Origin of the sequence: Herbaspirillum sp. alder98, assembly GCF_020179755.1 — a bacterium.
Lineage (GTDB): Bacteria > Pseudomonadota > Gammaproteobacteria > Burkholderiales > Burkholderiaceae_D > Herbaspirillum.
In genome coordinates, this window is sequence record NZ_JAIUCY010000001.1 from 792,026 (window position 1) to 817,102 (window position 25,077).

The window sequence follows — 25,077 nt, forward strand, 5'->3', positions numbered from 1 at the left end:
CCGCCTCAGTGCTGGGCCTGCTGGCCCGAATAGCGCGACACGAAGGCCTTGGTGCGGGCCTGCTGCGGATCGCCGAAGATCTGCTCCGGGGCGCCCTCCTCGACGATCACGCCGCCATCCATGAACACCACCCGGTCGGCGGCAGCGCGGGCGAAAGCCATCTCGTGGGTCACCACCAGCATGGTCATGCCGGCCTCGCGCAATTGACGCATGACCTGCAATACGCTGCCCACCAGTTCCGGATCGAGCGCGCTGGTAGGTTCATCGAACAACATGACCTTGGGTTCCAGTGCAATGCCGCGGGCGATGCCCACCCGCTGCTGCTGCCCGCCCGACAACTGGCCGGGATAGGCGTCGATCTTGTCCAGCATGCCCACCTGCTGCAAGGCCCGCCGTGCACGCACCAGCGCCTCGGCGTGCGGATGGCGCTGCACTTTCTTCAATGCCAGCATGACATTGCCCAGCACCGTCAGGTGCGGATACAGGTTGAATTGCTGGAACACCATGCCGATCTTCTGGCGCACCTGGTTCAGGTCGGTGCGCGCATGCATGATATCGACGCCGTCCACCACGATCTGCCCGGCGCTGGGCTGTTCCAGCCGGTTGCAGCAGCGCAGCATGGTGCTCTTGCCCGACCCCGACGGGCCAATCACGCACACCAGCTGACCGGCGCGCACGCGCAGGTCGATGCCACGCAGCACCTGGTTGCCGTCATAGGATTTATGCAGCCCGACGATTTCGAGGATGGGCGAAGCGATCATGGCTGCTCTCAGCTGCATTTAGGCGTGACCGGGGTCGGGTCGTAGCCATCCAGTCCCGGCACGCCCTGGCCCACGCCGACCTTGACCACGGTGGCGTCCGCCGCCGGGGTATAGCCGAACCACTTCTGGGCGATCTTGCCCAGCGTGCCATCCTGCTTCATGCACTTCAGGGCGTTGCCGGCGGCGTCACGCCCGGCACGGTCGTCGAGCCGGAAAGCCAGCGCCCACACCAGGCCGGTCTTGATGGTGAGCGTGGTCTGCACCGCAGGATTCTGCTTGGCGGCCCAGGCGGCGACGGTGCTGCCGGCCAGGTTGGCCTCGGCCCGGCCCGATTGCACCGCCTGCACGGCGTCGGCATTGTTGCCATAGACGTCATACTTGAAACCGTATTTGCCGGCATTATCCTTGGCCCAGATCTCGTAGGCCGACCCCTTGTTGACCGAGATCGTCTTGCCCTTCAAATCCTCCAGCGCGTGGATCGGCGCGGCGCCCTTCTTGATGACGAAGGTGTAGTCGGTGTCGAGATAGCCTTCGGTAAACAACATGCTCTTGGCGCGCTCGGGCGTGGCCGTCACCGGCGCCAGCACGAAGTCATATTTCTTGGCATTCAGCCCCGGCACCAGTCCCGAGAACTCGGTGCCCTCGATCTCGATCTTGCGCCCCAGGCGACGCGCCAGCTCTTCGCCCAGGTCGATATTGAAACCCTGCAGGCCGCCGCCCAGCTTGACCATGGCATGCGGCGCAAAGGTAGCGTCGACGCCAGTCTTGAGTGGCCCCGTTTGCGCCAGGGCACAGGTGGCGGCCAGCGACATGACGGCGGCCAGCGCCAGTTGGGAACACTTCAGCGACAACTTGGACGAAATCATTTCTTCACTCCTGTGTGGAAAGATCGGACGGGGTTAGCGGTGCGCCGGCGCCGGTGCGCTCGACGATCAGGCGGTAATGCTCGGGACGGCGATGCTTGGCAAAATTGAAGACGTGTTCGAGGAAGGTTTCGCCCAGGCCGAGGTCGCAGTTGGCGAAGATCACTTCGTCCTCTTCGCCCTGCGCCTGCGCTACGATCTCGCCGGTGGGCGCGACGATGGCCGAGCCGCCGATCATGTGGAAGCCATCTTCCGCGCCGCACTTGGCGGCGGCCGCCACCCACAGCCCGTTCTGGTAGGCGTTGGCCTGCAGCGACAGCAGGTGATGGAACATGCGCAGGTGCGGCGGCTCGCTCCAATGGATGTTCCACGATGGCGTGTTATAGCCCAGCACCACCAGCCGCGCGCTCTGCAGGCTCATGACGCGATAGGTCTCGGGCCAGCGGCGGTCATTGCACAGGCACTGGCCGATGCGGGTGCCCAGCATGTCGCTCACGCCAAAGCCATCGTTGCCGACCTCGAAGTATTTTTTCTCGAGATGCTGGAACGGCGCATCTGGCTTGTGATCGCTGTGGCCGGGCAAATGGATCTTGCGATAGCGGGCCACGATCCTGGCATGCTCGTCGACCAGTATCGAACTGTTATAGCGATGGCCGTCTGGGGTCAGTTCGGCGTAGCCGAGGTAGAAGCCCACCTTCAATTGCGCCGCCAGTTCGAACAGGGGACGCGTCTCGGGGCCGGGCATCTCGGCTTCGAAGAAACGGGCATTGACCTCGGCCTCGTCCTCCATCCAGTAGCGCGGGAAGAACGTGGTCAGCGCCAGTTCCGGAAACACCACCATCCGGGCCCCACGCGAGGCTGCCTCGCGCAACATCTCGATCAGCCGCGCCACTACGATGCGACGGTCATCGGCCAGGTGTACCGGCCCCATCTGCGCCACCGCCAGGCCGAAGCGCTGCTTGTCTGCGTTCATGTTCAATTCTCGTCCCATGCTTTTCCCTTGAGGCCGAGCAAACCCGGCAAATGACTGCGCGCCGACTTGCGCGCGATACTGGCCGGTTCCGGACACTGCCGGGCGATGTAGCGCCCCGAGCCGCGCTCGACCCTGAGTTCACCGTCGCTGACGACCACCCGTCCACGGCTGAGCACGGTCTCGGGCCAGCCGGTGATCTGCCGCCCTTCATAGGGCGTGTAGCCGACGTTGTCATGCAGCATGGCGGCCGTGATGGTTTGCTGGCGCTGCGGGTCCCAGATGACGATATCGGCATCCAGCCCTTCAGCCAGGTTGCCCTTGCAATGCGACAGGCCATACATGTGGGCATGGTTGGTGGCCGTCAGTTGCACGAATTCGTTGATGCTGATGCGCCCGCCCAGCACGCCTTCCGAAAACAGCAGCGGCAGACGCAACTCGATGCCGGGCACGCCGTTGGCCATTTCCTTGAAGGTGGTGTCCTCGCCACGCGGCAGCTTGCCGCTTTCGTCGAAGCGATACGGCGCATGATCCGACGAGTACATGCCCAGCGTGCCATCCTTCAGGCCAGCCCATACCGCTTCCTGGGCATTGGCGTCGCGCGGCGGCGGGCTGCAGCAATACTTGGCGCCTTCCACCCCGGGCAGGTCGATATCCTCGGCGGTCAGGAACAGGTATTGCGGACAGCTCTCGGCAAAGATCTGCGCGCCCAGCAACTTGGCGGCGCGAATGGTCTGCACCGTCTCGGCGCCGGCCACGTGAACGATCAATACCGGCACGCCGATCAGGCGCGACAGCGCGATAGCGCGGTTGCTGGCTTCGGCTTCGGCCAGCGGATCGTGCGCGACGGCATGGAATTTGGGTGCGGTGTGGCCCTGGTCCAGCAGGCGCGAAGCCAGCCAGCGGATCATGTCGTGGTTCTCGGCATGGATCATCACCAGCGCACCTTCGCGCCCGGCCAGCGCCATCACGTCCAGCAACTGGTAGTCGTCCAGCTTCAAGGCGTTGTAGGTCATGTAGACCTTGAGCGAGGTGATGCCCTCGCGGATCGCCTGCGGCAGGTCGTGTTGCAGCGCCTGCTCATCGGGATCGGCCAGGATCAGGTGAAAGCCGTAATCGATCACGGCCTTTTCGCGTGCGCGCCGGGCGTAATCCGAGATCACATCGGGAATCCGGTTGCCGCGATGCTGGGCCGCGAACGGGATGATGGTGGTGGTGCCGCCGAAGGCCGCCGACACGGTGCCCGAGTAGAAATCGTCGGCGCACATCATGCCCATGCCGGACAACTGTTCGATGTGGCAGTGGCTGTCGATGCCGCCGGGCAGCACCCAGCGACCGCTGGCATCGATGTCTTGGCGTCCGGCCGGCAAGTCGCGCGCGATCTTCACGATCACGCCATCCTTGACGCCGATGTCGGCCACGAAGGTGTCGCGATCGGTAGAGATGCGACCGCCGCGAATGGTGAGGTCAAAGTCCATCAGCACTCCTCAATAGGTACCCGGATAGGCGCCGCCGTCCATCAGCAGGTTCTGCCCGGTGACGAAGCCGGCCCGGGCGCTGCACAGCCAGGCGCAGGCATCACCGAATTCGTCCGGATGGCCGAAGCGACCAGCCGGGTTGGCGGCACGACGCGCCGCCAGTATCTCGTCGGCGCTCTTGCCGCTGGCGCGGGCGCTGGCGGCGGCCGTGGTCAACAGGCGGTCGGTCTCGAACGGCCCTGGCAGCAGGTTGTTGATGGTGACGTTGCGTGCCACCGTAGTGCGCGCCAGGCCGGCGACGAAACCGGTCAGTCCGGAACGGGCGCCGTTGGACAATCCCAGGATATCGATCGGTGCCTTGACCGCGCCCGAGGTGATGTTGACGATGCGCCCGAAGCCGCGCGCCATCATGCCGTCGACGGTGGCCTTGATCAGTTCGATGGGCGTGAGCATGTTGGCGTCGATGGCGGCGATCCAGTCTTCGCGCGACCACTCGCGAAAGTCGCCCGGCTTGGGGCCGCCGGCGTTGGTCACCAGGATATCGGGCTGGGGGCACGCCGCCAGCGCCAGTGCCCGGCCCTCGGCGGTGGTGATGTCGCCGACCACGGTGCGGATGGTGGCGCCGGTCTGTTCACGGATGCGTTGCGCGGCCGCCTCCAGCACTTCGCCGCCGCGCGCGGTCATGGTCACGGCCACGCCTTCGCGCGCCAGCGACGCGGCGCAGGCCAGGCCCAGCCCCTTGCTCGATGCGCACACCAGTGCGGTGCGTCCTGCGATACCCAGATCCATGTCGTCCCCTTATTCGATGACCAGCGCGCCGCGCTGGTCCAGCGACAGGCCGACGCGGGCGATCACGCCCTCCAGTTCGCGTTCGGTCTCGGGGTCGATGCGCATCCCGGGCGAGCGGATCGCGTCGCTCGAGATCACGCCGCGCTTGCGGTAGACATACTTGCGCAGCGACAGGCCGATCTTGGGCTGGAACTCGTAGCGGATCAGCGGGCAATATTTGTCGAACGTGGCGGCGGCGCCCGCGAGGTCGCCGGCGGCAAACTTCCGGTGGATGCGCACCAGGATCTCGGGAAACGCAAAGCCGGTCATGGTGCCGACTGCGCCGCGTTGCAGTTCTTCCAGGAAGTACACGCCGCCGAGACCGCCGAAGATGCGCATGGATTCACCGGCCAGATCGCGGATGCGGCTGATCTTCTGGCCCACCGGGGGCTCTTCCATCTTGATGAAATTGACGCCGCCCTCGCGCCCCAGCCGGGCAATCACCTCGGCCTTGATTTCGGTGCCGAACGAGTCCGGGAAGTCGTGGATCACCACCGGAATGTCGAGCACGGCGGCGAGCGACTTGTAATAGTCGAACTGCACCGCATCGGAGGCGTTGTCGAGGGGCGCGGCAAATACCGCTGCCGCGCCCGCCTGGGCCGCTTCCTGCGCCTGTTCGATGGCGCCGGCCAGGCCCAGGGCGCGCACGCCCACCCACACCGGCACGCGACCGGCTGCGCACCTGACGAAGGTCTCGGCCACGGCGCGCCGTTCGGCATTGGACAACTTGTGCGCCTCGCCCAGGAAGCCCAGGATGGCCAGGCCCGATACGCCCGCCTCGATCTGGAAATCGACCAGCGTGGCGATGCTGCCGAGGTCGAGCGAACCATCGGCGAAGAAAGGCGTGGGGCAGATCGTATAGACGCCACGCGCGGTGGACAGCGATGCGTTGGAATGGGACATGAAGTTTCCGTAATGACGATGACAAGGTGAACCGGCGAGCGGTCAGATTGAAATTCATTGTGGTGGAGGGCCGGGGTCCTGTCGCTTTCCTTTTTGTGCGCAATCCTTAACCTGCTGTTAATGCCCGACGGCCTTCTCAGTCGACGGCAAGCCGTAGCCCTGCGCCTGCACCAATTGGCGCAACTCGCCGATGAAGGCCTGGGTCAGCTGCGACAAAGGTTCCAGTCGCATGTGCACCAAGTTGGCCTGCAGGATGGGCGCGCGCGCCACCGGCCGCACCACCATCTGGCTGCTGCCGGCCCAGCTGCGCACCGAGAACTCATCCACCAGCGCCACCCCGGCGCCCATCTGCACCAGCGAGCAGGCGTTCTGGGGCGAGCCCACTTCCATGAAGGGCCGCAACGGTTCTTCCTCGGCCTGGTAGAAGCGCCCCACGATCCCGCCGAAAGGCGAGTCGCGATCATAGGCAATCAGCGGAAACGGCCGCAGGTCGGCCAGCGTCAGCGTGCCGCGCCGGGTAAGCTCGTGGTTATAGGGCAGCACGCAGACCAGGCGATTGCTGCACAGGGGCGTGACATCCAGGTTGGGATGTTCCATGGGCAGGATGATGATGCCGAGATCGGCCTGGCGATTGAGCAGGCGTTCCTTCAGATAGCCGTAGCTGAGGCAATGGAAGCTCAGCTTGACCTCGGGATGATGGCTGCGAAACAGCGTCAGCGCCTGCGGAATGAGCATCTGGCCGATGCTGGGGCTGGAGACGATGTTGAGAATGCCGCTGCGATTGTCGGCCAGGTCGGTGGCCAGTTCGTTCACGCGCTGCACCGCCTGGTAGACGCTCTCGACCTCATGGAACAGCTTCTTGGCTTCCGGGGTGGCATACAGCCGCCCCTTGATGCGTTCGAACAGCGCAAAGCCGACCCGCTGCTCGGTATGCGACAACAGCCGGCTGACCGCGGGCTGCGAGACGAACAGCAATTGCGACGCACCGCTGATGGAGCCGGTGATCATCACCGCACGGAAGATTTCGATCTGACGCAGGTTCAATGCCATGAGTCGCCACCATGCATAACAGGATGTTAAGGGGAACCGACAAATGAGCAAGGAGCATGCCCAGCGGCCTGGGGTAGAGTTGTCGCATCCCCCGGCCCAACCGCACAACGCCCATGCCCACTCCTGTTCCTGCTCACCCGCGCCAGACCATCTTCGTCATCAATCCCAACAGCACCGGGCGCGTCACCGACGGCATCGATGCCGCCATGGCGCCACTGCGCATGGCCGGCGGTCCCGACATCGAATGCCTGTCGCTGCCGTCGGGGCCGCCCGGCATCCAGAGCCAGCAGGACGTCGACGCGGTCGCCCTGCCCCTGGCCACGCTGGCGCGCTCGCTCGAGGCGCGCGCATCGGCCTTCGTCATCGCCTGCTTCTCGGACCCCGGCCTGTATGCGGTGCGCGAGGCGGTCAAGGTGCCGGTGCTGGGCATCATGGAAAGCGGCATCCTCACGGCATTGACGCTGGGCCAGCGCTTCGGCGTGATCGCCATCCTCGATGGCTCCATCGCGCGCCATCTGCGCGCCTATGGCGCCATGGGCGTGCAGGCGCGGCTGGCCGGCGAACTGGCGATCGGATTGAACGTGACCGAGTTGTCGCAGGCCGAGCGCACGCTGGCGCGCATGATCGAGGTCGGGCGCCGGCTGCGCGACGAACGCGGCGCCGATGTGATCGTGATGGGCTGCGCCGGCATGGCGCAATATCGCGACGCCCTGCAGCAGGCGCTGGGGGTGCCGGTGGTCGAGCCCAGCCAGGCAGCGGTCGCCATGGCCATCGGCCGCGTAAAGATGAACTGGCATGGAGCCTGAGATGAGCCACGACACCCAGCAACTGATGACGCAACTGCGTGCCATCGTCGGCGATGCCGGCCTGGTCACCGACACCGACCAACAAGCGCCCTACCTCAAGGATTGGCTGGGCAAATGGCAGGGCCGCGTGGCCGCCGTCGTGCGTCCGGCCAACACCGCCGAAACCGCCGAGGTGGTGCGGCTGTGCCATGTGACCCATACGCCGATCGTCACTCAGGGCGGCAACACCGGCATGAGCGGCGGCGCCACGCCCGACGACAGCGGCGCGCAGGTGATCCTGTCGACCACCCGCATGAACCGGATCCGCGACGTGGACCCGCTCAACAACACCATGACGGTCGATGCCGGCGTGATCCTGGCGCACGCGCAGCAAGCCGCGCAGGAAGTCGGCCGTTATTTTCCGTTGAGCCTGGGCGCCGAAGGCAGTTGCACCGTCGGCGGCAACCTTGCCACCAATGCCGGCGGCATCGCCGTGCTGCGCTTTGGCAACATGCGTGAACTGGCGCTGGGACTGGAAGTGGTGCTGCCCGATGGCCGCATCTGGAGCGGCCTGCGCGGCCTGCGCAAGGACAACACCGGTTACGACCTGCGCGATCTGTTCATCGGCTCCGAAGGCACGCTGGGCGTCATCACCGGCGCCGTGCTGAAACTCTTTGCGCAACCGCATGCACGCGCCACTGCCTGGGTCGGCGCCGACTCGCTGGAACAACTGGTCGATCTGCTGGCCCGCACCCGGGCCCGCTGCGGTGAACGGCTGGTGGCCTTCGAGATGATGTCGGCCGCATCGCTGGCACTGGTGCTGGCGCAGGTGGCAGATACCCGCGCGCCGCTGGCGCAGGCGGCCGCATTCAACGCGCTGATCGAACTGGCCGACACCGAAGATAGCGGCCTGCAGCAGATGCTGGAAGATGTGCTGGGACAGGCGCTGGAAGAGGATCTGATCGGCGACGCCATGTTCTGCGCCAGCCAGGCCCAGAGCGCGGCGCTATGGAAACTGCGCGAAGGCATTTCGCAGGCGCAGGTGCGCGCCGGCAAGGTGATCAAGCACGACATCGCACTGCCGATCTCGTCGCTGGCCCCCTTCACGCAAGCGGCCAGCCAGGCCATTGCAGGCGCCGGCATCGTCGGCTGCGAGATCATCAACTTCGGCCACCTGGGCGATGGCAACCTGCACTTCAATGTGATGATTGCGCTGTCGTCGACCTATGACGAAGTCAAGCACGCGACCCTGGTGCTGAACCGGCTGGTGCATGACCTGGTGACGAAGATGAACGGCAGCATCAGCGCCGAACATGGCGTCGGCCAATTGCGGCGCGATGAACTGAAACACTACAAGCAGCCGCTGGAGATGGAACTGATGATGCGCATCAAGCAAGCCTTCGATCCGAACCTGATCATGAATCCGGGCAAGCTGGTGTAGCGCCTGATGGCAGGGCTTGCATAAGCTGTGACTTTCCAACGCTTAGCGCCTGGATCCCGCGTGTCCCCTGCAATTCCAGAGGTTATCGATCAACTGGCAGGTTGGAATCCGGGCAAAAAAAATGCCGCCCAGTCAAAGACTGGGCGGCATTCCCGATGACCCGGACTTGATGCTTACTTCTTGCGTACCGGCGGCAGGTCGGTACAAGAGCCTTCGGCCACTTCCGCCGCCATGCCCAGCGATTCGCCCAGCGTCGGATGCGGGTGGATGGTCTTGCCGATGTCGACGGCGTCGGCGCCCATCTCGATGGCCAGGGCCACTTCACCGATCATGTCGCCGGCGTGCGTGCCGACGATGCCGCCACCGATGATGCGGTGGGTCTCGGCGTCGAACAGCAACTTGGTGAAGCCTTCGGCACGACCGTTGGCCACCGCGCGACCCGAGGCAGCCCACGGGAAGTGGCCCTTCTCGAACTTGATGCCACGCGCCTTCGCTTCGTCTTCGGTCACACCCACCCACGCCACTTCCGGATCGGTGTAGGCCACCGATGGAATCACGCTGGCGTCGAAATGGCTCTTCTGGCCGGCAGCGGCTTCAGCCGCCACATGGCCTTCATGCACCGCCTTGTGCGCCAGCATCGGCTGGCCCACCAGGTCGCCGATGGCGAAGATGTTGGGCACGTTGGTGCGCATCTGGCTATCGACCGGGATGAAACCGCGCTCGCCGACGATCACGCCGGCCTTGTCGGCCGACAGCTTCTTGCCGTTGGGGCTGCGACCGACGGCCACCAGCACCAGGTCGTACAGTTGCGGCTCGGGCGCCTTGGCGCCGGCTTCAGCGGCTTCGAAGGTGACCTTGATGCCTTCAGGCAGGGCTTCGACCGCTACCGTCTTGGTCTTGACCATGACGTTGTCGAAGCGCTTCTCGTTGAACTTCTGCCAGACCTTGACCATGTCGCGGTCGGCGCCCTGCATCAGGCCGTCCAGCATCTCGACCACATCGATGCGCGCACCCAGCGTCGAATAGACAGTGGCCATTTCGAGGCCGATGATGCCGCCGCCGATGACCAGCATGCGCTTGGGCACCTGGCGCAATTCCAGCGCGCCGGTCGAATCGACGATGCGCGGGTCTTGCGGCACGAAAGGCAGGTTCACCACCGACGAACCGGCAGCGATGATGGCCTGCTTGAACTTGACCACCTTCTTGCTGCCATCCTCGGCCGTCACTTCGATGTGGTTGGGGCCGGCAAACTGGCCGTCACCACGCACCACCGCCACCTTGCGAGCCTTGGCCATGCCGGCCAGGCCACCGGTCATGGTGCCGATGACCTTGTCCTTATAGCCGCGCAGCTTGTCGATGTCGATCTCGGGCTTGCCGAAGGTCACGCCATGCGAAGCCATGTTGGCCGTTTCATCGATCACCGAAGTGACGTGCAACAACGCCTTGGAGGGAATGCAACCGACGTTGAGGCAGACCCCGCCCAGGGTGGCGTCGCGCTCGACGATGACGGTGTTCAATCCCAGGTCGGCGGCACGGAATGCGGCGGAGTAACCACCGGGACCACCGCCTAGCACCATGACGTCGCATTCGACATCGGCATTACCGCCAAAGCTGGCAGCCGCCGGTGCTGCAGCAGGGGCTGCGGCGGACGCTGCCGGTGCCGCTGGCGCCGCAGCGGCAGCAGGTGTTGGGGCGGCGGCGGGAGCAGGCGCGGCGGCCTCGCCACTGGCTTCCACCAGCAGCAGGATCGAGCCTTCGGCGACCTTGTCGCCCACCTTGACCTTCAGTTCCTTGACCACGCCGGCGGCGACCGACGGGATTTCCATGCTGGCCTTGTCGGATTCGACCGTGATCAGCGATTGGTCGACCTTGATCGTGTCGCCCACCTTGACCAGCAGCTCAATTACTTCCACTTCCTTGAAGTCGCCGATATCGGGGACCTTGACTTCCGAGAGACTCATTGTCTTGACTCCGTTATGTTCTGTTGTCCATGCGCGTGCCAGCCGGGGCCGGCACGCCTGGTCCCGCTTACAGCAGGGACTTGCGCAGGTCGCCCAGCACTTCGGCCAGGTAGGCCGAGAAGCGGGCGCCCATTGCGCCATCGACCACGCGATGGTCGTAGGACAACGAAGTCGGCAGGATCAGGCGCGGCACGAATTGCTTGCCATCCCATACCGGCTTGATGGTCGACTTGGACAGGCCCAGGATCGCCACTTCAGGTGCGTTGATGATGGGCGTGAAGGCCGTGCCGCCAATGCCGCCCAGCGACGAGATGGTGAAGGTCGCGCCTTGCATGTCGGCCGGCTTGAGCTTGCCGTCACGCGCCTGCGCCGACAGGTCGCCCATTTCCGTGGCGATCTGGCCGATGGTCTTCTGGTCGGCGTTCTTGATCACCGGCACCACCAGGCCGTTCGGCGTATCGGCGGCGAAGCCGATGTTGTAGTACTGCTTCAGGATCAGGTTCTCGCCCTTGGCGTCCAGCGACGAATTGAAGGCCGGGAATTTCTTCAGGGCCGAGACGCTGGCCTTGATCACGAACGCCAGCATGGTCAGCTTGACCGGCGACTTGGCCTTGGCATAGGCGTCGTTGGAGGTCTTGCGGAATTCTTCGAGCTCGGTGACATCGGCTTCGTCGAACTGCGTCACGTGCGGGATCATCACCCAGTTGCGATGCAGGTTGGGGCCGCTGATCTTCTTGATGCGCGACAGCGGCAGCAACTCGGTGTTGCCGAACTTGCTGAAGTCGAGCGACGGCCATGGCAGCAGGTCCATGCCGGCGCCGCTACCGTTCTTGCCCGGTGCGCTGGCCACTTGCGTGCTGCCGGCCATGACGCCCTTGACGAAGTTCTGGACATCGATCTGCAGGATACGGCCCTTGGGGCCAGTGGCCGGCACACGACCCAGGTCGACACCCAGTTCGCGCGCGAACTTGCGTACCGATGGCGAGGCGTGCGCCTTGCCGCCGGTGCTGACGGCAGAGGCGCTGGCGATGGCCGGCGCAGCTGCGGCAGCCGCCGGGGCCGAAGCTGCGGCAGGCGCTGCGGCCGCAGGTGCCTGGGCCGCAGGCGCGGCAGCAGCAGCCGGGGCCGCCGCCGGCGCGCCGCCGGTGGTTTCGAGCGTGGCGATGATGCTGCCCTTGGCGACCTTGTCGCCCAGCTTGATGCGCAATTCCTTGATGACGCCGGCGTGGCTCGATGGAATCTCCATGCTGGCCTTGTCGGATTCGACGGTCAGCAGCGATTGCTCGGCCTTGACCGTGTCGCCGACCTTGACCATCACCTCGATGACTTCGACTTCCTTGAAGTCGCCGATGTCCGGCACTTCGATCTCGATCACGCCGCCGGCCGCAGGTGCGGCGGCAGCGGCAGCCGCAGGTGCCGGTGCTGGCGCCGATGCCTGTGCCGCAGCCGGGGCTGCAGCAGCAGCCTGGGCGGGCGCCGCGGCCGGCGCGCTGGCGCCTTCGGCCTCGACGATCACCAGCAGCGAACCTTCGGCGATCTTGTCACCGACCTTGACCTTGATTTCCTTGACGACGCCGGCCTGGCTCGACGGGATTTCCATGCTGGCCTTGTCGGATTCGACAGTCACCAGCGATTGATCGACCTTGACGGTGTCGCCCACCTTGACCATCACCTCGATGACTTCGACTTCCTTGAAATCGCCGATGTCCGGGACTTTTACTTCGACTTGACTCATCTGTTGCGCTCCATTGTTCTGTGTCCCCGCCACTGGCCGGGGACTGCTGTGTCGCGTTGTGAAGGTCCTGCTGCCGCAGCCAGAGTATGGCATGACTGGCGCCGGCCTCCTGCTTTCGGAAGGTCTCGCACAAGACACATCCCCGCGGTCAGTTCGGCTGAGGCGGGGATGATCCTGTGATTCAGAGACTTATACGGTCACCGGGTTCGGCTTGTTCGGATCGATGCCATATTTGGCGATCGCCTCGGCCACCACGGAACCCTTGATCTTGCCTTCGTCGGCCAGCGACTTCAATGCGGCCACGGTCACGAAGTAACGGTTCACTTCGAAGAACTCGCGCAGCTTGGCGCGGGTGTCGGAGCGACCGTAGCCGTCGGTGCCCAGCACCTTGTACGAACGGCCCTTCGGCACGAACGCGCGAACCTGTTCGGCATAGGTGCGCATGTAGTCGGTGGACACCACGATCGGGCCTTCGCTGCCTTCCAGCGATTGCTCGAAGTAGCTCTTCTTGGCGGTCTCGGCCGGATGCAGCATGTTCCAGCGTTCGACATCCTGGCCATCGCGCGCCAGCAGCGTGAAGGACGGCGCCGACCAGACATCGGCATCGACCTTCCAGTCGTCGCGCAGCAGATCGGCGGCGGCGATGACTTCGCGCAGGATGGTGCCGGAACCCAGCAGTTGCACGCGCAGCTTGTTCTTCTTTTCGCTTTCGTTGAGCAGGTACAGGCCCTTGAGGATGCCCTCTTCCTGGCCCGGCTTGATGCCCGGATGGCCGTAGTTCTCGTTCATCACGGTGATGTAGTAGAACACGTCTTCCTGGTTGGCCACCATGCGGCGCAGGCCGTCATGGATGATCACTGCCACTTCGTGGGCGAAGGTCGGGTCGTAAGGCACGCAGTTCGGGATCGCCGAGGCAAACACGTGGCTGTGGCCGTCTTCGTGCTGCAGGCCTTCGCCGTTCAGGGTGGTACGACCGGCGGTGCCGCCGATCAGGAAGCCGCGCGCGCGCATATCGCCCGCTGCCCATGCCAGGTCGCCGATACGCTGCAGGCCGAACATCGAGTAGTAGGTGTAGAACGGGATCATCACGCGGTTGTTGGTCGAGTACGAGGTCGCCGCAGCGATCCACGAGCTCATACCACCGGCTTCGTTGATCCCCTCTTGCAGGATCTGGCCGGCCTTGTCTTCGCGGTAGTACATCACCTGGTCCTTGTCGACCGGTTCGTACAGCTGCCCCACCTGGCTGAAGATACCGATCTGGCGGAACAGGCCTTCCATACCGAAGGTACGCGATTCGTCGACCATGATCGGCACCACGCGCTGGCCCAGGTTGGGGTCGCGCAGCAGTGCGGTCAGCACGCGCGAGTACGCAGCCGTGGTCGAGATTTCACGACCTTCGGCGGTCGGCTCGAGCATCGCCTGGAAGGCCGACAGCTCAGGCACCGGCAGCTTTTCGTCGGCTTGTGGGCGACGCTGCGGCAGGTAACCGCCCAGGGCCTTGCGGCGCTCGTGCAGGTACTGCATTTCAGGCGTGTCTTCGGACGGCTTGAAGAACGGGATGTTAGGCAGCTCGGCGTCCGAGATCGGCAGCTGGAAACGGTCGCGCATGGCGCGGATCGCTTCGTCGTCCAGCTTCTTGGTGTTGTGCGCGGTATTGCGCGCCTCGCCGGCCTTGCCGAAACCATAGCCCTTGATCGACTTGGCCAGGATCACGGTCGGTTGATCGCGGCTGTCCTGCGCGACCTTGAAGGCGGCGTAGATCTTGTGCGGGTCGTGACCACCGCGGGTCAGGCGCCAGATGTCGTCATCCGACATCTTGCTGACCAGTTCCAGCAGCTTGGGGTGCTTGCCGAAGAAATGCTTGCGCACGAAGGCGCCATCCTTGGCCTTGTAGTTCTGATATTCACCGTCGACGGTTTCCATCATCACCTTTTGCAGGATGCCGTCCTTGTCCTTGGCCAGCAGCTCGTCCCAGCCGCTGCCCCAGATGACCTTGACCACGTTCCAGCCAGCGCCACGGAAGTCGGATTCGAGTTCCTGGATGATCTTGCCGTTGCCGCGCACCGGGCCATCCAGGCGCTGCAGGTTGCAGTTGACCACGATCACCAGGTTGTTCAGGCGTTCGCGACCGGCCATGCCGATGGCGCCCATCGATTCCGGCTCGTCCATCTCGCCATCGCCACAGAAGGCCCAGACCTTGCGGTTGTCGGTCTTAGCGATGCCGCGTGCGTGCAGGTACTTCAGGAAGCGCGCCTGATAGATCGCCATCAACGGGCCCAGGCCCATCGAGACGGTCGGGAACTGCCAGAACTCAGGCATCAGCTTGGGGTGCGGATACGACGACAGACCCTTGCCGTCGGCTTCGCGACGGAAATGGATCAGTTGGTCTTCGGTCAGGCGACCTTCCAGGAAAGCGCGCGCGTAGATGCCCGGCGAGGAGTGGCCCTGGATGTACAGCAGGTCGCCGCCGTGGTCTTCGCTCGGGGCGTGCCAGAAATGGTTGAAACCGATGCCCAGCATGTTGGCCAGCGAGGCAAACGAGGACAGGTGACCGCCCAGGTCGCCATCGACGCGGTTGGCCTTGACCACCATGGCCATGGCGTTCCAGCGCATCCACGAACGCAGGCGCTCTTCATACTCGAGGTTGCCGGGGCAGTGTTCGCCCTGGTCGGCCGGGATCGTGTTGACGTAGGCCGTGTTGCTCGAGAAGGGAATATGGGCGCCGCGACGGCGAGCCAGGTCGACCATGCGTTCCATCAGGTAGTGGGCGCGGTCCGGGCCTTCCTTTTCGATCACGGCTTCGAGGGCGTCAAGCCACTCCTGGGTTTCCATCACGTCGGGATCGTTGGCGGCCTGCGCCAGGACTTGGTCGATTTGGGCTGACATGTCATGTCTCCTGTTTGTTGAAGGCTCCTGCCGGTCTGATGGACTCAGCGGGTCGGTCGGGGTCGTTCAGTGCATTCGTTATCTATTGCCGTCGGCTGTGACATCAGGACCGTACCAGCGGCTAATGTACGGTTTTCCAGCCTTGAGGACGACGAATTCTAACAGGGAATTTTTGATTTTCAAATTACGATAAGTCATTTCATAATATGAAAATTTGCTGCAAAGCGGCATGAACAGGGCCATTGCGGGCGGTGATTTTCTGACCTTCCGAGGGATTGTCACGCAAAGTATGCTCTTTGCGGCGCGCCAAAACGTAGAGGCGACCGCAAGCGGTCGCCTCTACGGAGATGACATTTAAACAACAAAAGGGAAATTGCCTAGACGCTTATATTGCCCAGCGTACTGGCGCGATAGGCGGCGACGAAGGTATCGAAGTCGCCGATCTGGGTCCGTTCGATATCCCCCTGGGCTTCCAGCGAGGCCCGAACGATGGCTTCGAGCTCGGCGGTGCGGGTGGCATCGAGTGGTCGCGCCAGCAGTTGCTCGGCTTGCTGCGCGCTGTTTTGCAGCGCGAAGGCGACAAACGAATTGCCAGCGGCGCGGATTTCGCGCAATACGCGCGCCGACGGCGTCGTGTCGGGATCGGCCAGCTTGATGCGTTGCGCCGCCAGGGCGTCGCGATGGTCGTTGCCGCCGGCATGGCTGTCGAGCAAATCGGCCACCGGCTGCATGCGGTCCAGCAATTGCTCGCCCCACTGGCTCAGGCCGATGGCTTCACCCTTGAAGTGCAATTGCAGGCCGGGGCGGCGCCCTTGCTTGACGGTCGCCATGAAGTTGGCGCGGTTCTCGGCGCCTTCGGCGTCCGAGGTGAGGCAGCTTTGCTCCAGCGCCAGGAAATGCAGGAACACATCCAGGAAGCGCGCCGTCTGCAGGTTGATGCCCAGCGGATCGAAGGGGTCGATGTCCATGCAGCGCACCTCGACGTACTGCACGCCACGCGCCGACAGCGCCTGCACCGGCCGCTCGCCGCTGTAGATCACGCGCTTGGGACGAATCGCCGAGTAGAACTCGTTCTCGATCTGCAGGATGTTGGTATTGATCTGCACCCATTCGCCGTCGCGCTTGGTGCCGATGGCCTCGTACGGCGGATAAGGTTCGCTGACCGCATGCGACAGGCTGCGGATATAGGCCGGCAGGTTGTTGTAGTGCGGCGTGATGTTGGCCTGGGCATTGTTCTGGTAACCCAGGTCGCTCATGCGCAGGCTGGTGCCGTAGGGCAGATACAGGGTATCGGCCGACAGCGACTCGAGCTGGTGCGGGCGGCCGCGCAGGAAATTGGTAGCCACCGCCGGCGAGGCGCCGAACAGGTACATCAACAGCCAGCTGTAGCGACGGAAATTACGGATCAGCGCGATATAACGCTCCGACTGGTAATCACGTCGCGAGACCGACACGTCGACCCGCTCGTCGCTCTCGTCGCCGGCCCGCAGCACATCCCACAAACCCTCGTCGAGCGAGAAGTTGTAATGGATGCCGGCGATGCATTGCATGGTGCGGCCATAACGCAGCGCCAGGCCGCGTCTATATACATGCTTGAGCATGCCGATGTGGGACGAGCCGTACCAGGCCAGCGGAATCTCGTCTTCCGGCGGCAACTCGCAAGGCATCGAGGCATTCCACAGCACTTCGCCGCCCAGACGGGGATAGGCAAAGCGGTGGATCTCGTCGAGCCGCTGCAGGGCGATGGCGATGTCGGGCTCGGCCGGGGTGATGAATTCGACCAGCGACTCCGAATAATCGGTGGTGATCAATTCATTGGTGAGCGCCGAGCCGAGCGCTACCGGGTGCGGCGTATGGGCCAGCTGGCCGGACCGGTCCACCCGCAGGGTCTCGCGTTCCACGCCACGCAAGCCACCACCGAGCAAGCCCAGATGTTGCGGACTGGCAAGCAGTTGCAGGCGGCGGGTCAGCAGATCGGTCATGCGGTGGTCCTTGAAAATGGCGGTTCAGCACGAGCACCTGGGAGGGGGCTCGCGATTTAGTTGCGGGAGCATAACCGAAAACGCCAATTTCCGTCGTTGGCCCCAAAAAATGGCGGTACCGACCGAACCGGGCAGCATTTATTTTCCACCAAGAAACATTAGCCTCGACTGCCACGGCCTGCGCAGGCGCGGCACGCTTTATAATTCCGGGTTGCGCCGCACGCGGCCTGCACCGGGTTACGCTGCTGCCCGCCCCTTTTCAGCCTCTTTGCCTCTATATCTGCCATGCCAGCTCAACTGATCGATGGAAACCTGCTCTCCCAACAACTGCGCGCCGAAGTCGCCAAGCGTGCCGCCGCCCTGACCGCACAGGGCAAGCAGCCCGGCCTGGCGGTGATCCTGGTGGGCGACAGCCCGGCTTCGCAAGTCTATGTGCGCAACAAGGTCAAGGCCTGTGAAGACAACGGCCTGTACTCGGTGCTCGAGAAATACGAAGCGACCCTGACCGAAGCCGATCTGCTGGCCCGCATCGATGCCCTCAACAACGATCCCAAGATCAACGGCATCCTGGTGCAATTGCCGCTGCCGGCGCATATCGATGCGCACAAGGTGATCGAAGCGATCGCGCCCGAAAAGGACGTCGATGGTTTCCATATCAGCAACGCCGGCCTGCTGATGACCGGCCAGCCGCTGTTTCGGCCCTGCACGCCGTATGGCGTCATGAAGATGCTCGAATCGATCGATTATCCGGTGCGCGGCGCCAACGCCGTAGTGGTCGGCGCGTCCAACATCGTTGGCAAGCCGCAGGCAATGTTGCTCTTGCAAGCCGGCGCGACCGTCACTATCTGTAACTCAAAGACGCGCGACCTGGGCCACCATACCCGTGGCGCCGACATCCTGGTGGTGGCCACCGGCCGTCGCAATATCGTGACCGCCGACATGGTCAAGCCGGGCGCGGTGGTAATCGACGTCGGCATGAACCGCGACGACAACGGCAAGCTGTGCGGTGACGTCGATTTTGCCAACGCCAGGGAAGTCGCCGGCTGGATCACCCCGGTGCCGGGCGGCGTCGGTCCGATGACCATCACCATGTTGCTGGTCAACACGATCGAAGCTGCCGAACGGTCCTGAAGTAATGAATGACGCCCCGCATGGTGCGGGGCGTGCCCAACGAATCGAGAGCCCATGACCACACCCAACGACATCGCCGCCAATCCCCTGCTCGATTTTTCGGGCTATGCCCAATTCGACGCCATCAAGCCCGAGCACGTCAGCCCCGCAGTCGACAAGCTGCTGGCCGATGCCGCGCGCCTGGTGACCGAGCTGGAAGCGCCGATGGCCGAGGTCACCTGGGACAATTTCGTCGAGCCGCTGGAGTCGGCCACCGAAAAGCTGGGGCGCGCCTGGAGCGTGGTCGGGCACCTGAATTCGGTGATGGACACGCCGGCCCTGCGCGCCACCTATAACGAAAACCAGCCGCGCCTGGTGGAGTTCTGGACCGACATCGGCCAGAACCTGGCCCTGTTCGACAAATACAAGGCGCTGCAGGCCAGCCCGGGCTTTGCGCAACTGTCGGCGGCACGCCGCCGCGTGGTCGATAACGCGGTGCGTGACTTCCGCCTGTCTGGCGCCGAACTGCCAGAGGACCAGAAAGAGCGCTTCGCCGAGATCCAGGAAAAGCACGCCGCGCTGACCACCCGCTTCTCTGAAAACGTGCTGGATGCGACCAACGATTTCGCCCTGTTCGTCGACGACGAATCCGAACTGGGTGGCCTGCCGAATGACGTCAAGCAAGCCGCGCGCGCCGCCGCCGAGAAAGACGGCAAGCCGGGCTTCAAGTTCACGCTGCACTTCCCGTCGTACTTCCCGGTGCTGCAATACGCGGACAACCGGGCGCTGCGCGAGAAGATCTACCGCGCCAACGCCACCAAGGCCTCCGAACTCGGCGCCAAAGCCGACTGGGATAACAGCGCCAACATCGACGACATCCTGCGCCTGCGCAAGGAAGAGGCGCAGCTGCTGGGCTATGCCAACTTCGCCGAAGTCTCGCTGGTGCCGAAGATGGCGCAGTCGCCTGCCGAAGTGATCGCCTTCCTGGAAGACCTGGGCCAGCGCGCCCGTCCGTTCGGCGAAAAGGATTATGACGAGCTGAAGAGCTTCGCCCGCGAAAAGCTGGGACTGGACACGCTGCAGGCCTGGGACAGCACCTATGCATCCGAGAAGCTGCGCGAACAGCGTTATGCGTTCTCCGAGCAGGAGCTGAAGCAATACTTCCCGGAACCACGGGTGGTCGGCGGCCTGTTCCAGGTGGCGCAGCAATTGTTCGGTGTGAGCATCAAGCCAGACACGGCGCCGGTGTGGCACCAGGACGTCAAGTTCTATCGGATCGAACGCGACGGCCAGCTGGTCGGCCAGTTCTATCTCGACCTGTATGCGCGCAGCGGCAAGCGCGGCGGCGCCTGGATGGACGACGCCCGCGCCCGCCGCCTCACGGCCAACGGCGTGCAAACCCCGATCGCCTATCTGGTGTGCAACTTCACCGAACCGGCGGTGGTCGATGGCGTGGCCCGCCCGGCGCTGTTTACGCATGACGAAGTGATCACGCTATTCCACGAATTCGGACACGGCCTGCACCATATGCTGACCCAGGTCGACGAAGTGGGCGTGTCGGGCATTTCGGGCGTCGAATGGGATGCCGTTGAGCTGCCTTCGCAGTTCATGGAAAACTTCTGCTGGGAATGGGACGTGCTGCAACAGTTGAGTTCGCACGCCGACACCGGTGCCCAGCTGCCGCGCGCGCTGTACGACAAGATGATTGCCGCCAAGAACTTCCAGTCCGGCTTGCAGACGCTGCGCCAGGTCGAGTTCTCGCTGTTCGACATGCTGATCCACCACGAATACGAAGTGGGCGGCGCCCAGACCGTGCAGCAGTTGCTCGATGCCGTGCGCGACCGTATCGCCGTGATCCGGCCGCCCGCATTCAACCGCTTCCAGCATTCGTTCTCGCACATCTTTGCGGGCGGCTATGCGGCCGGCTACTACAGCTACAAATGGGCCGAGGTACTGTCGGCCGATGCCTATGGCGCGTTCGAAGAGGCTGCCAAGGAAAGTGGCAATGTGGTGTCGCTCGAAACCGGCCGTCGCTTCCAGCAGGAAATCCTGGCCGTCGGCGGCTCGCGCCCGGCCATCGAGTCGTTCAAGGCCTTCCGCGGTCGTGAACCGAGCATCGATGCGCTGTTGCGTCATAGCGGGATGGCGGCCTGATCGTCTTTCGGCGATCCGGGATGGCGTTGATGATAAAAACCTTAACGATAAGAGCCTTAACGACGCTGGGTCCTGACTTTCGTCAGGACGACGGGGACAAGTTATATGTTCCGTGGTGCCGGCGAAAGCCGGACCCCGGCGACGTTGCCGGTGTATCCACAGGGCTGGGTTATAAGTAAGCTATCGTGCCGGCCCCCCACAGCGGCGGCAGTGGCTTTATACTTCCGCCATGACCCGTATCGACTTTCACAGCAACGTCCCGCAAAAGATCGCTTATGTCTGCCGCCTGGTGCGCAAGGCCCATGGCGCCGGCAGCAAGATCGTCCTGCGCGCGACCGATGCGCAAGAGCTGCAGCAACTGGACCAGGCCCTGTGGGCCTTTTCCGAACAGGACTTCTTGCCCCACGTCAGCGCCGGCGACGCCCTCGCCGCGCAGACGCCGATCATCCTCACCGCCAGCGATGACGTCGAATTGCCGCACCACCAGGTGCTGATCAACCTGTCCGGCCAGACGCCCGCCAACTTCGCCCGCTTCGAACGGATGCTGGAGATCGTGGCCGACCAGGAAGCCGATCGCAACGCCGGGCGTGAGCGCTACCGCTTCTACAAGGAGCGCGGCTATCCGCTCAATCACTTCGTGGCCAGCTGAGAACGCCATGAACCACGACGACAACAACATTCCCCTGCTGACCGAAATCATCCCGGTAGCGCCCCAGGTGCTGCCCCAGCAGTCGATCCCCAATCCGCCGACCTATGTGGCCCAGCCCGACGCCTTCGCGCCCGACTACGGTTCGGCCCCGCAGCCGGGCGCTTTCTGGCAGGCGCCGGACGCCACCCACTACCAGCAACCGGCGCAAGGCTTCGCGCCCGAACCGTTCAGCCCGGTAGCCGAGCAATACCGCAACTGGGAACAGGAAATCCGCGAAAACGTGCTGCAGAACCTGCTGGCGCAAGCCGATACCGTGGTGCAACAACACCTGCAGGACCAACTGGCGGTGGCGATGGACAACCTGGTCGATATCCTGACGCAGCGCATCAAGGAAAGCCTGCACCAGTCCCTGGCCGAAACCGTTACCCGCGCGGTGGCGGAAGAAATGGCGCGATTCACTTCTTCCAAAAACTAAAGAAGCAAAGCAATTTCTTTTATTTATAAATAAAAATAGGCCTAACGCTTAAACTATTCAAAATTCATCACCCGGTATTGGCGACATCGACAATCGGGAAATTCTTACAATGCAAGCTATTCTGGCAACGCGGCGCCGCCGTGATCCAGTCCACGCATCAACCGGGAGAATAAGATGAAAGTGATCGTATTGGGCGCAGGCATTATCGGGACCGCTTCCGCCTGGTTCCTCAGAAAGCAGGGATACGACGTCACGGTCATCGAACGCCAACCCGGCGCCGCGCAGGAAACCAGCTTTGCCAACGGTTGCCAGATCTCGGTCTCGCATGCCGAACCCTGGGCCAACCCGGCCGCTCCCATGAAGGTGCTCAAGTGGCTGGGCAAGGAAGACGCTCCGCTGCTGTACCGTTTCCGCCCCGAGTGGCTGCAATGGAAATGGGCCGTGAGCTTCCTGCGCGAATGTACGCCCGCCCGCACCGATCAGAACATCCGCAACATCGTGGCCCTGTGCGAATACAGCCGCCAGACCCTGCAGGCGGTGCGCGCCGAGACCGGCATCGACTATGACCACCTCACGCGTGGCATCCTGCACTTCTATACCGAAGAAAAGGAATTCGAAGAGTCGCTGCCGGCCGCCAAGCTGATGCGCGACCTCGGTTGCCCGCGCGAATCGATCGGCGCCGACGAAGTGATCCGCATCGAGCCGGCCCTGGCATCGATCCGCGACAAGATCGTCGGCGGCGACTTCACCGCCACCGACGAATCGGGCGACGTCTACAAGCTCACCACGGGCCTGGCCAGGAAGAGCGAAGAAGCCGGCGTCGAGTTTCGCTATTCCACCTCCGTCACCCGCCTGATCACCACCGGCACCGGTGCGGCAGCGCGCGTGACCGGGGTCGAAGTGATCAATCCCGATGGCCGTCATGAAGTGTTGACGGCCGACACCTTCGTGGTCGCCATGGGCAGCTTTTCGCAACAACTGGTCAAGCCACTGGGCATCGACCTGCTGCTCTATCCGGGCAAGGGCTACTCGGCCACCTACCAGATCACCAATCCCGACGCCGCCCCCACCGTATCGCTCACCGATGACGGCTACAAGCTGGTGGTGTCGCGCCTGGGAGACCGCCTGCGGGTGGCCGGCACCTGCGAATTGAACGGCTATGGTCGCGAACTCAACACTACCCGCTGCGAAGCCATTACCCGCCGCACCCGCGAACTGTTCCCCGACGGCTGCGACTACGACAATCCGGTCTACTGGACCGGGCTGCGCCCGCTCACGCCATCCAACGTGCCGTATGTCGGCAAGACCCGCGTCAGCAACCTGTTCCTCAATACCGGCCACGGCACCCTGGGCTGGACCATGGGTTGCGGCTCTGGCCGCGCGATTGCCGAGATCGTCGCCGGCCGGGTGCCCGAGATCGACTTCGCCTTCACCGGCCTGCCGCGCTGGAACCACGGCCCGCAAGTGATCGCCCAGACCGCCTGAGCGAACATCGACTGAATGAAAACGGACCGGGATCAACGCCCGGTCCGTTTTTTCATTGCCGCTTGATTTCGCGCACAGCGGCCGCGCAAAGCCCTACACCGCCCGCCGTCCTGACATTTGCTTGCAGGGCCTTGGTGTAGAATCCTTGGCTTGCCCAGCGCCTGGCGCGGGCTTTACGGGGAGCGGGCACAGCTCATCAGCGCGCATCTTTCGCCCTACAGCGGCGTTCTGCGGTTGATCTTCCCCTATCTGACACCATATGGCAGAAACTGCCGATGCCGTCCGGCCATTACCGGCCAGCGGCCTGCACTATCAAGAGGACCATGCAATGAAGTGGGCGATCGTATTCATCTACCTGTTTTCCATCCTTTTCATCCACTTCCGCGGGCGCGTGCGGCTGCCGTTCCTGCGCCAGTTCTTCGATCACTCGTCGATCATGTCGCCGATCAACCTGTTCATGTACGCGTTTTCCCGCGTGCCGGCAGTGCCCTATCCGTCGGTGAAGCAATTCGACGACCTGGCGATCATCGACGCCAACTGGGAAATCATCCGCGACGAAGCCGTGGCGCTGCAGAACCTGGCCAAGATCAAGGCGGCCGAGAAAAATGACGATGCCGGTTTCAACTCGTTCTTCAAGGCCGGCTGGAAACGCTTCTACCTGAAGTGGTACAACGCCAGCCATCCGTCGGCCGAGAAATTCTGCCCGAAGACGGTCGAGATCCTGCGCCGCATTCCCAGCGTCAAGGCCGCCATGTTCGCCGAACTGGCGCCGGGCGGCACGCTCAATCCCCACCGTGATCCGTATGCCGGATCACTGCGCTATCACCTGGGCCTGGTCACGCCCAACGATGACCGCTGCTTCATCGAAGTCGATGGCCAGCGTTATAGCTGGCGCGACGGCAAGAGCGTGGTGTTCGACGAAACCTTCATCCACTGGGCCCAGAATGGCGCCGAGACGAACCGTATCATCCTGTTCTGCGATGTCGAACGCCCACTGCGTTACCGCTGGGCCGAAGCCATCAACCAGTGGCTCGGGCGCACCATGATGACCGCTGCGGCATCGCCCAACGAGACGGGCGACCAGACCGGCCGTGTCAACAAGCTGTTTCGCTTCGTCTGGCTGGCCGGACAATATCGCCGCCGCTTCAAGAAGTGGAACAAGACCGCCTATCGCATCACCAAGTTCGGCCTCATCATCGCGGTTGCCCTGCTGATCATCTTTGCCTGATCCTAGACGCAGCGTATCGCGCCGATTCGACGAACGCCGCCCGGTAGCAGTGGGCGGCGTTTTTGTTAGTCACGGCAAGCCGGATAGAACTTCTTATGCTTGAAATGCATTAAGAAAGAGACGTAAAACTAACAATTGCAACGTAACCGATGCACGCGTCGCGACAAAATTTCTGCATGGAAATGGAAACCGGATTTTCGGTTTCAAAGTAAAGAAACTGCTTCATCCTAGTGCGTACGAACGTGTAAAATCATCTCGCTTCCTGGCTTGCTTGATGGCGTGATTCTTGCATGGTGCTGATACATTGCGTGAATGGTGAAGCCGACTCCGAGT

General features: G+C 63.5%; 19 protein-coding genes. 8 read left to right on the plus strand and 11 right to left on the minus strand.

Features of this window, described 5'->3' with window-relative positions; genetic code table 11:
- Window positions 1-5: 5 nt before the first annotated feature.
- The 7 genes from LBW87_RS03735 to LBW87_RS03765 all read right to left on the minus strand — a co-directional run bounded on the left by LBW87_RS03735 (window position 6) and on the right by LBW87_RS03765 (window position 6,853).
- Complete coding sequence (locus tag LBW87_RS03735) at window positions 6-761, minus strand: amino acid ABC transporter ATP-binding protein (RefSeq protein ID WP_265112842.1); 756 nt, start codon at window positions 759-761, stop codon at window positions 6-8.
- Window positions 762-769: 8 nt separating this feature from the next.
- Window positions 770-1,627: a transporter substrate-binding domain-containing protein gene (locus tag LBW87_RS03740; protein WP_225200078.1), complete on the minus strand. Its 858-nt coding sequence runs from the start codon at window positions 1,625-1,627 to the stop codon at window positions 770-772.
- 4 nt (window positions 1,628-1,631) lie between these two features.
- Window positions 1,632-2,597, minus strand: a complete 966-nt coding sequence (locus tag LBW87_RS03745; protein ID WP_225200079.1) for an N-carbamoyl-D-amino-acid hydrolase — start codon at window positions 2,595-2,597, stop codon at window positions 1,632-1,634.
- A 2-nt stretch (window positions 2,598-2,599) separates the two neighbouring features.
- Complete coding sequence (gene hydA, locus LBW87_RS03750; RefSeq protein ID WP_225200080.1) at window positions 2,600-4,072, minus strand: dihydropyrimidinase; 1,473 nt, start codon at window positions 4,070-4,072, stop codon at window positions 2,600-2,602.
- A gap of 9 nt (window positions 4,073-4,081) precedes the next feature.
- A complete protein-coding gene (locus LBW87_RS03755; protein ID WP_225200081.1) occupies window positions 4,082-4,861 on the minus strand; it encodes an SDR family oxidoreductase in 780 nt (259 codons plus the stop codon).
- A gap of 9 nt (window positions 4,862-4,870) precedes the next feature.
- Entirely contained in the window at window positions 4,871-5,803 is a 933-nt protein-coding gene (locus tag LBW87_RS03760; protein ID WP_225200082.1) for a dihydrodipicolinate synthase family protein, read from the minus strand.
- Window positions 5,804-5,920: 117 nt separating this feature from the next.
- Window positions 5,921-6,853, minus strand: a complete 933-nt coding sequence (locus LBW87_RS03765; RefSeq protein WP_225200083.1) for a LysR family transcriptional regulator — start codon at window positions 6,851-6,853, stop codon at window positions 5,921-5,923.
- Between the two features lie 113 nt (window positions 6,854-6,966).
- Between LBW87_RS03765 and LBW87_RS03770 the strand changes: the two genes are divergently transcribed.
- The gene (locus tag LBW87_RS03770) at window positions 6,967-7,659 is read left to right on the plus strand and encodes an aspartate/glutamate racemase family protein (RefSeq protein WP_225200084.1); all 693 of its coding nucleotides are present in this window, start codon (window positions 6,967-6,969) and stop codon (window positions 7,657-7,659) included.
- 1 nt (window position 7,660) lies between these two features.
- Window positions 7,661-9,079 (plus strand): FAD-binding oxidoreductase, encoded by a 1,419-nt coding sequence (locus tag LBW87_RS03775; RefSeq protein ID WP_225200085.1) that lies wholly within the window; start codon window positions 7,661-7,663, stop codon window positions 9,077-9,079.
- Between the two features lie 173 nt (window positions 9,080-9,252).
- On the opposite strand, the gene lpdA is transcribed toward LBW87_RS03775, so the two are convergent.
- From lpdA to gshA, 4 genes are all read right to left on the minus strand, one after another.
- Window positions 9,253-11,040 carry a dihydrolipoyl dehydrogenase gene (gene lpdA, locus LBW87_RS03780; protein ID WP_225200086.1) on the minus strand — a complete coding sequence of 596 codons (1,788 nt, stop codon included), beginning with the start codon at window positions 11,038-11,040 and terminating at the stop codon, window positions 9,253-9,255.
- A 67-nt stretch (window positions 11,041-11,107) separates the two neighbouring features.
- The gene (aceF, locus tag LBW87_RS03785; RefSeq protein WP_225200087.1) at window positions 11,108-12,775 is read right to left on the minus strand and encodes a dihydrolipoyllysine-residue acetyltransferase; all 1,668 of its coding nucleotides are present in this window, start codon (window positions 12,773-12,775) and stop codon (window positions 11,108-11,110) included.
- A 189-nt stretch (window positions 12,776-12,964) separates the two neighbouring features.
- Window positions 12,965-15,661, minus strand: coding sequence for a pyruvate dehydrogenase (acetyl-transferring), homodimeric type (gene aceE / locus LBW87_RS03790; RefSeq protein WP_225200088.1), 2,697 nt, complete (start codon window positions 15,659-15,661; stop codon window positions 12,965-12,967).
- 377 nt (window positions 15,662-16,038) lie between these two features.
- On the minus strand, window positions 16,039-17,643 hold the full coding sequence (gene gshA / locus LBW87_RS03795) for a glutamate--cysteine ligase (protein ID WP_225200089.1): 1,605 nt from the start codon (window positions 17,641-17,643) through the stop codon (window positions 16,039-16,041).
- 285 nt (window positions 17,644-17,928) lie between these two features.
- Between gshA and folD the strand changes: the two genes are divergently transcribed.
- From folD to lpxO, 6 genes are all read left to right on the plus strand, one after another.
- A complete protein-coding gene (folD, locus tag LBW87_RS03800; protein WP_225200090.1) occupies window positions 17,929-18,774 on the plus strand; it encodes a bifunctional methylenetetrahydrofolate dehydrogenase/methenyltetrahydrofolate cyclohydrolase FolD in 846 nt (281 codons plus the stop codon).
- A gap of 54 nt (window positions 18,775-18,828) precedes the next feature.
- Entirely contained in the window at window positions 18,829-20,907 is a 2,079-nt protein-coding gene (locus tag LBW87_RS03805; RefSeq protein ID WP_225200091.1) for a M3 family metallopeptidase, read from the plus strand.
- A 229-nt stretch (window positions 20,908-21,136) separates the two neighbouring features.
- Entirely contained in the window at window positions 21,137-21,556 is a 420-nt protein-coding gene (locus tag LBW87_RS03810; RefSeq protein WP_225200092.1) for a DNA polymerase III subunit chi, read from the plus strand.
- Window positions 21,557-21,563: 7 nt separating this feature from the next.
- Window positions 21,564-22,031 carry a hypothetical protein gene (locus LBW87_RS03815; protein WP_225200093.1) on the plus strand — a complete coding sequence of 156 codons (468 nt, stop codon included), beginning with the start codon at window positions 21,564-21,566 and terminating at the stop codon, window positions 22,029-22,031.
- Window positions 22,032-22,205: 174 nt separating this feature from the next.
- Window positions 22,206-23,516, plus strand: coding sequence for a D-amino acid dehydrogenase (locus tag LBW87_RS03820; protein WP_225200094.1), 1,311 nt, complete (start codon window positions 22,206-22,208; stop codon window positions 23,514-23,516).
- A 328-nt stretch (window positions 23,517-23,844) separates the two neighbouring features.
- Window positions 23,845-24,744 (plus strand): lipid A hydroxylase LpxO, encoded by a 900-nt coding sequence (lpxO, locus tag LBW87_RS03825; protein ID WP_225200095.1) that lies wholly within the window; start codon window positions 23,845-23,847, stop codon window positions 24,742-24,744.
- Window positions 24,745-25,077: the final 333 nt, after the last annotated feature.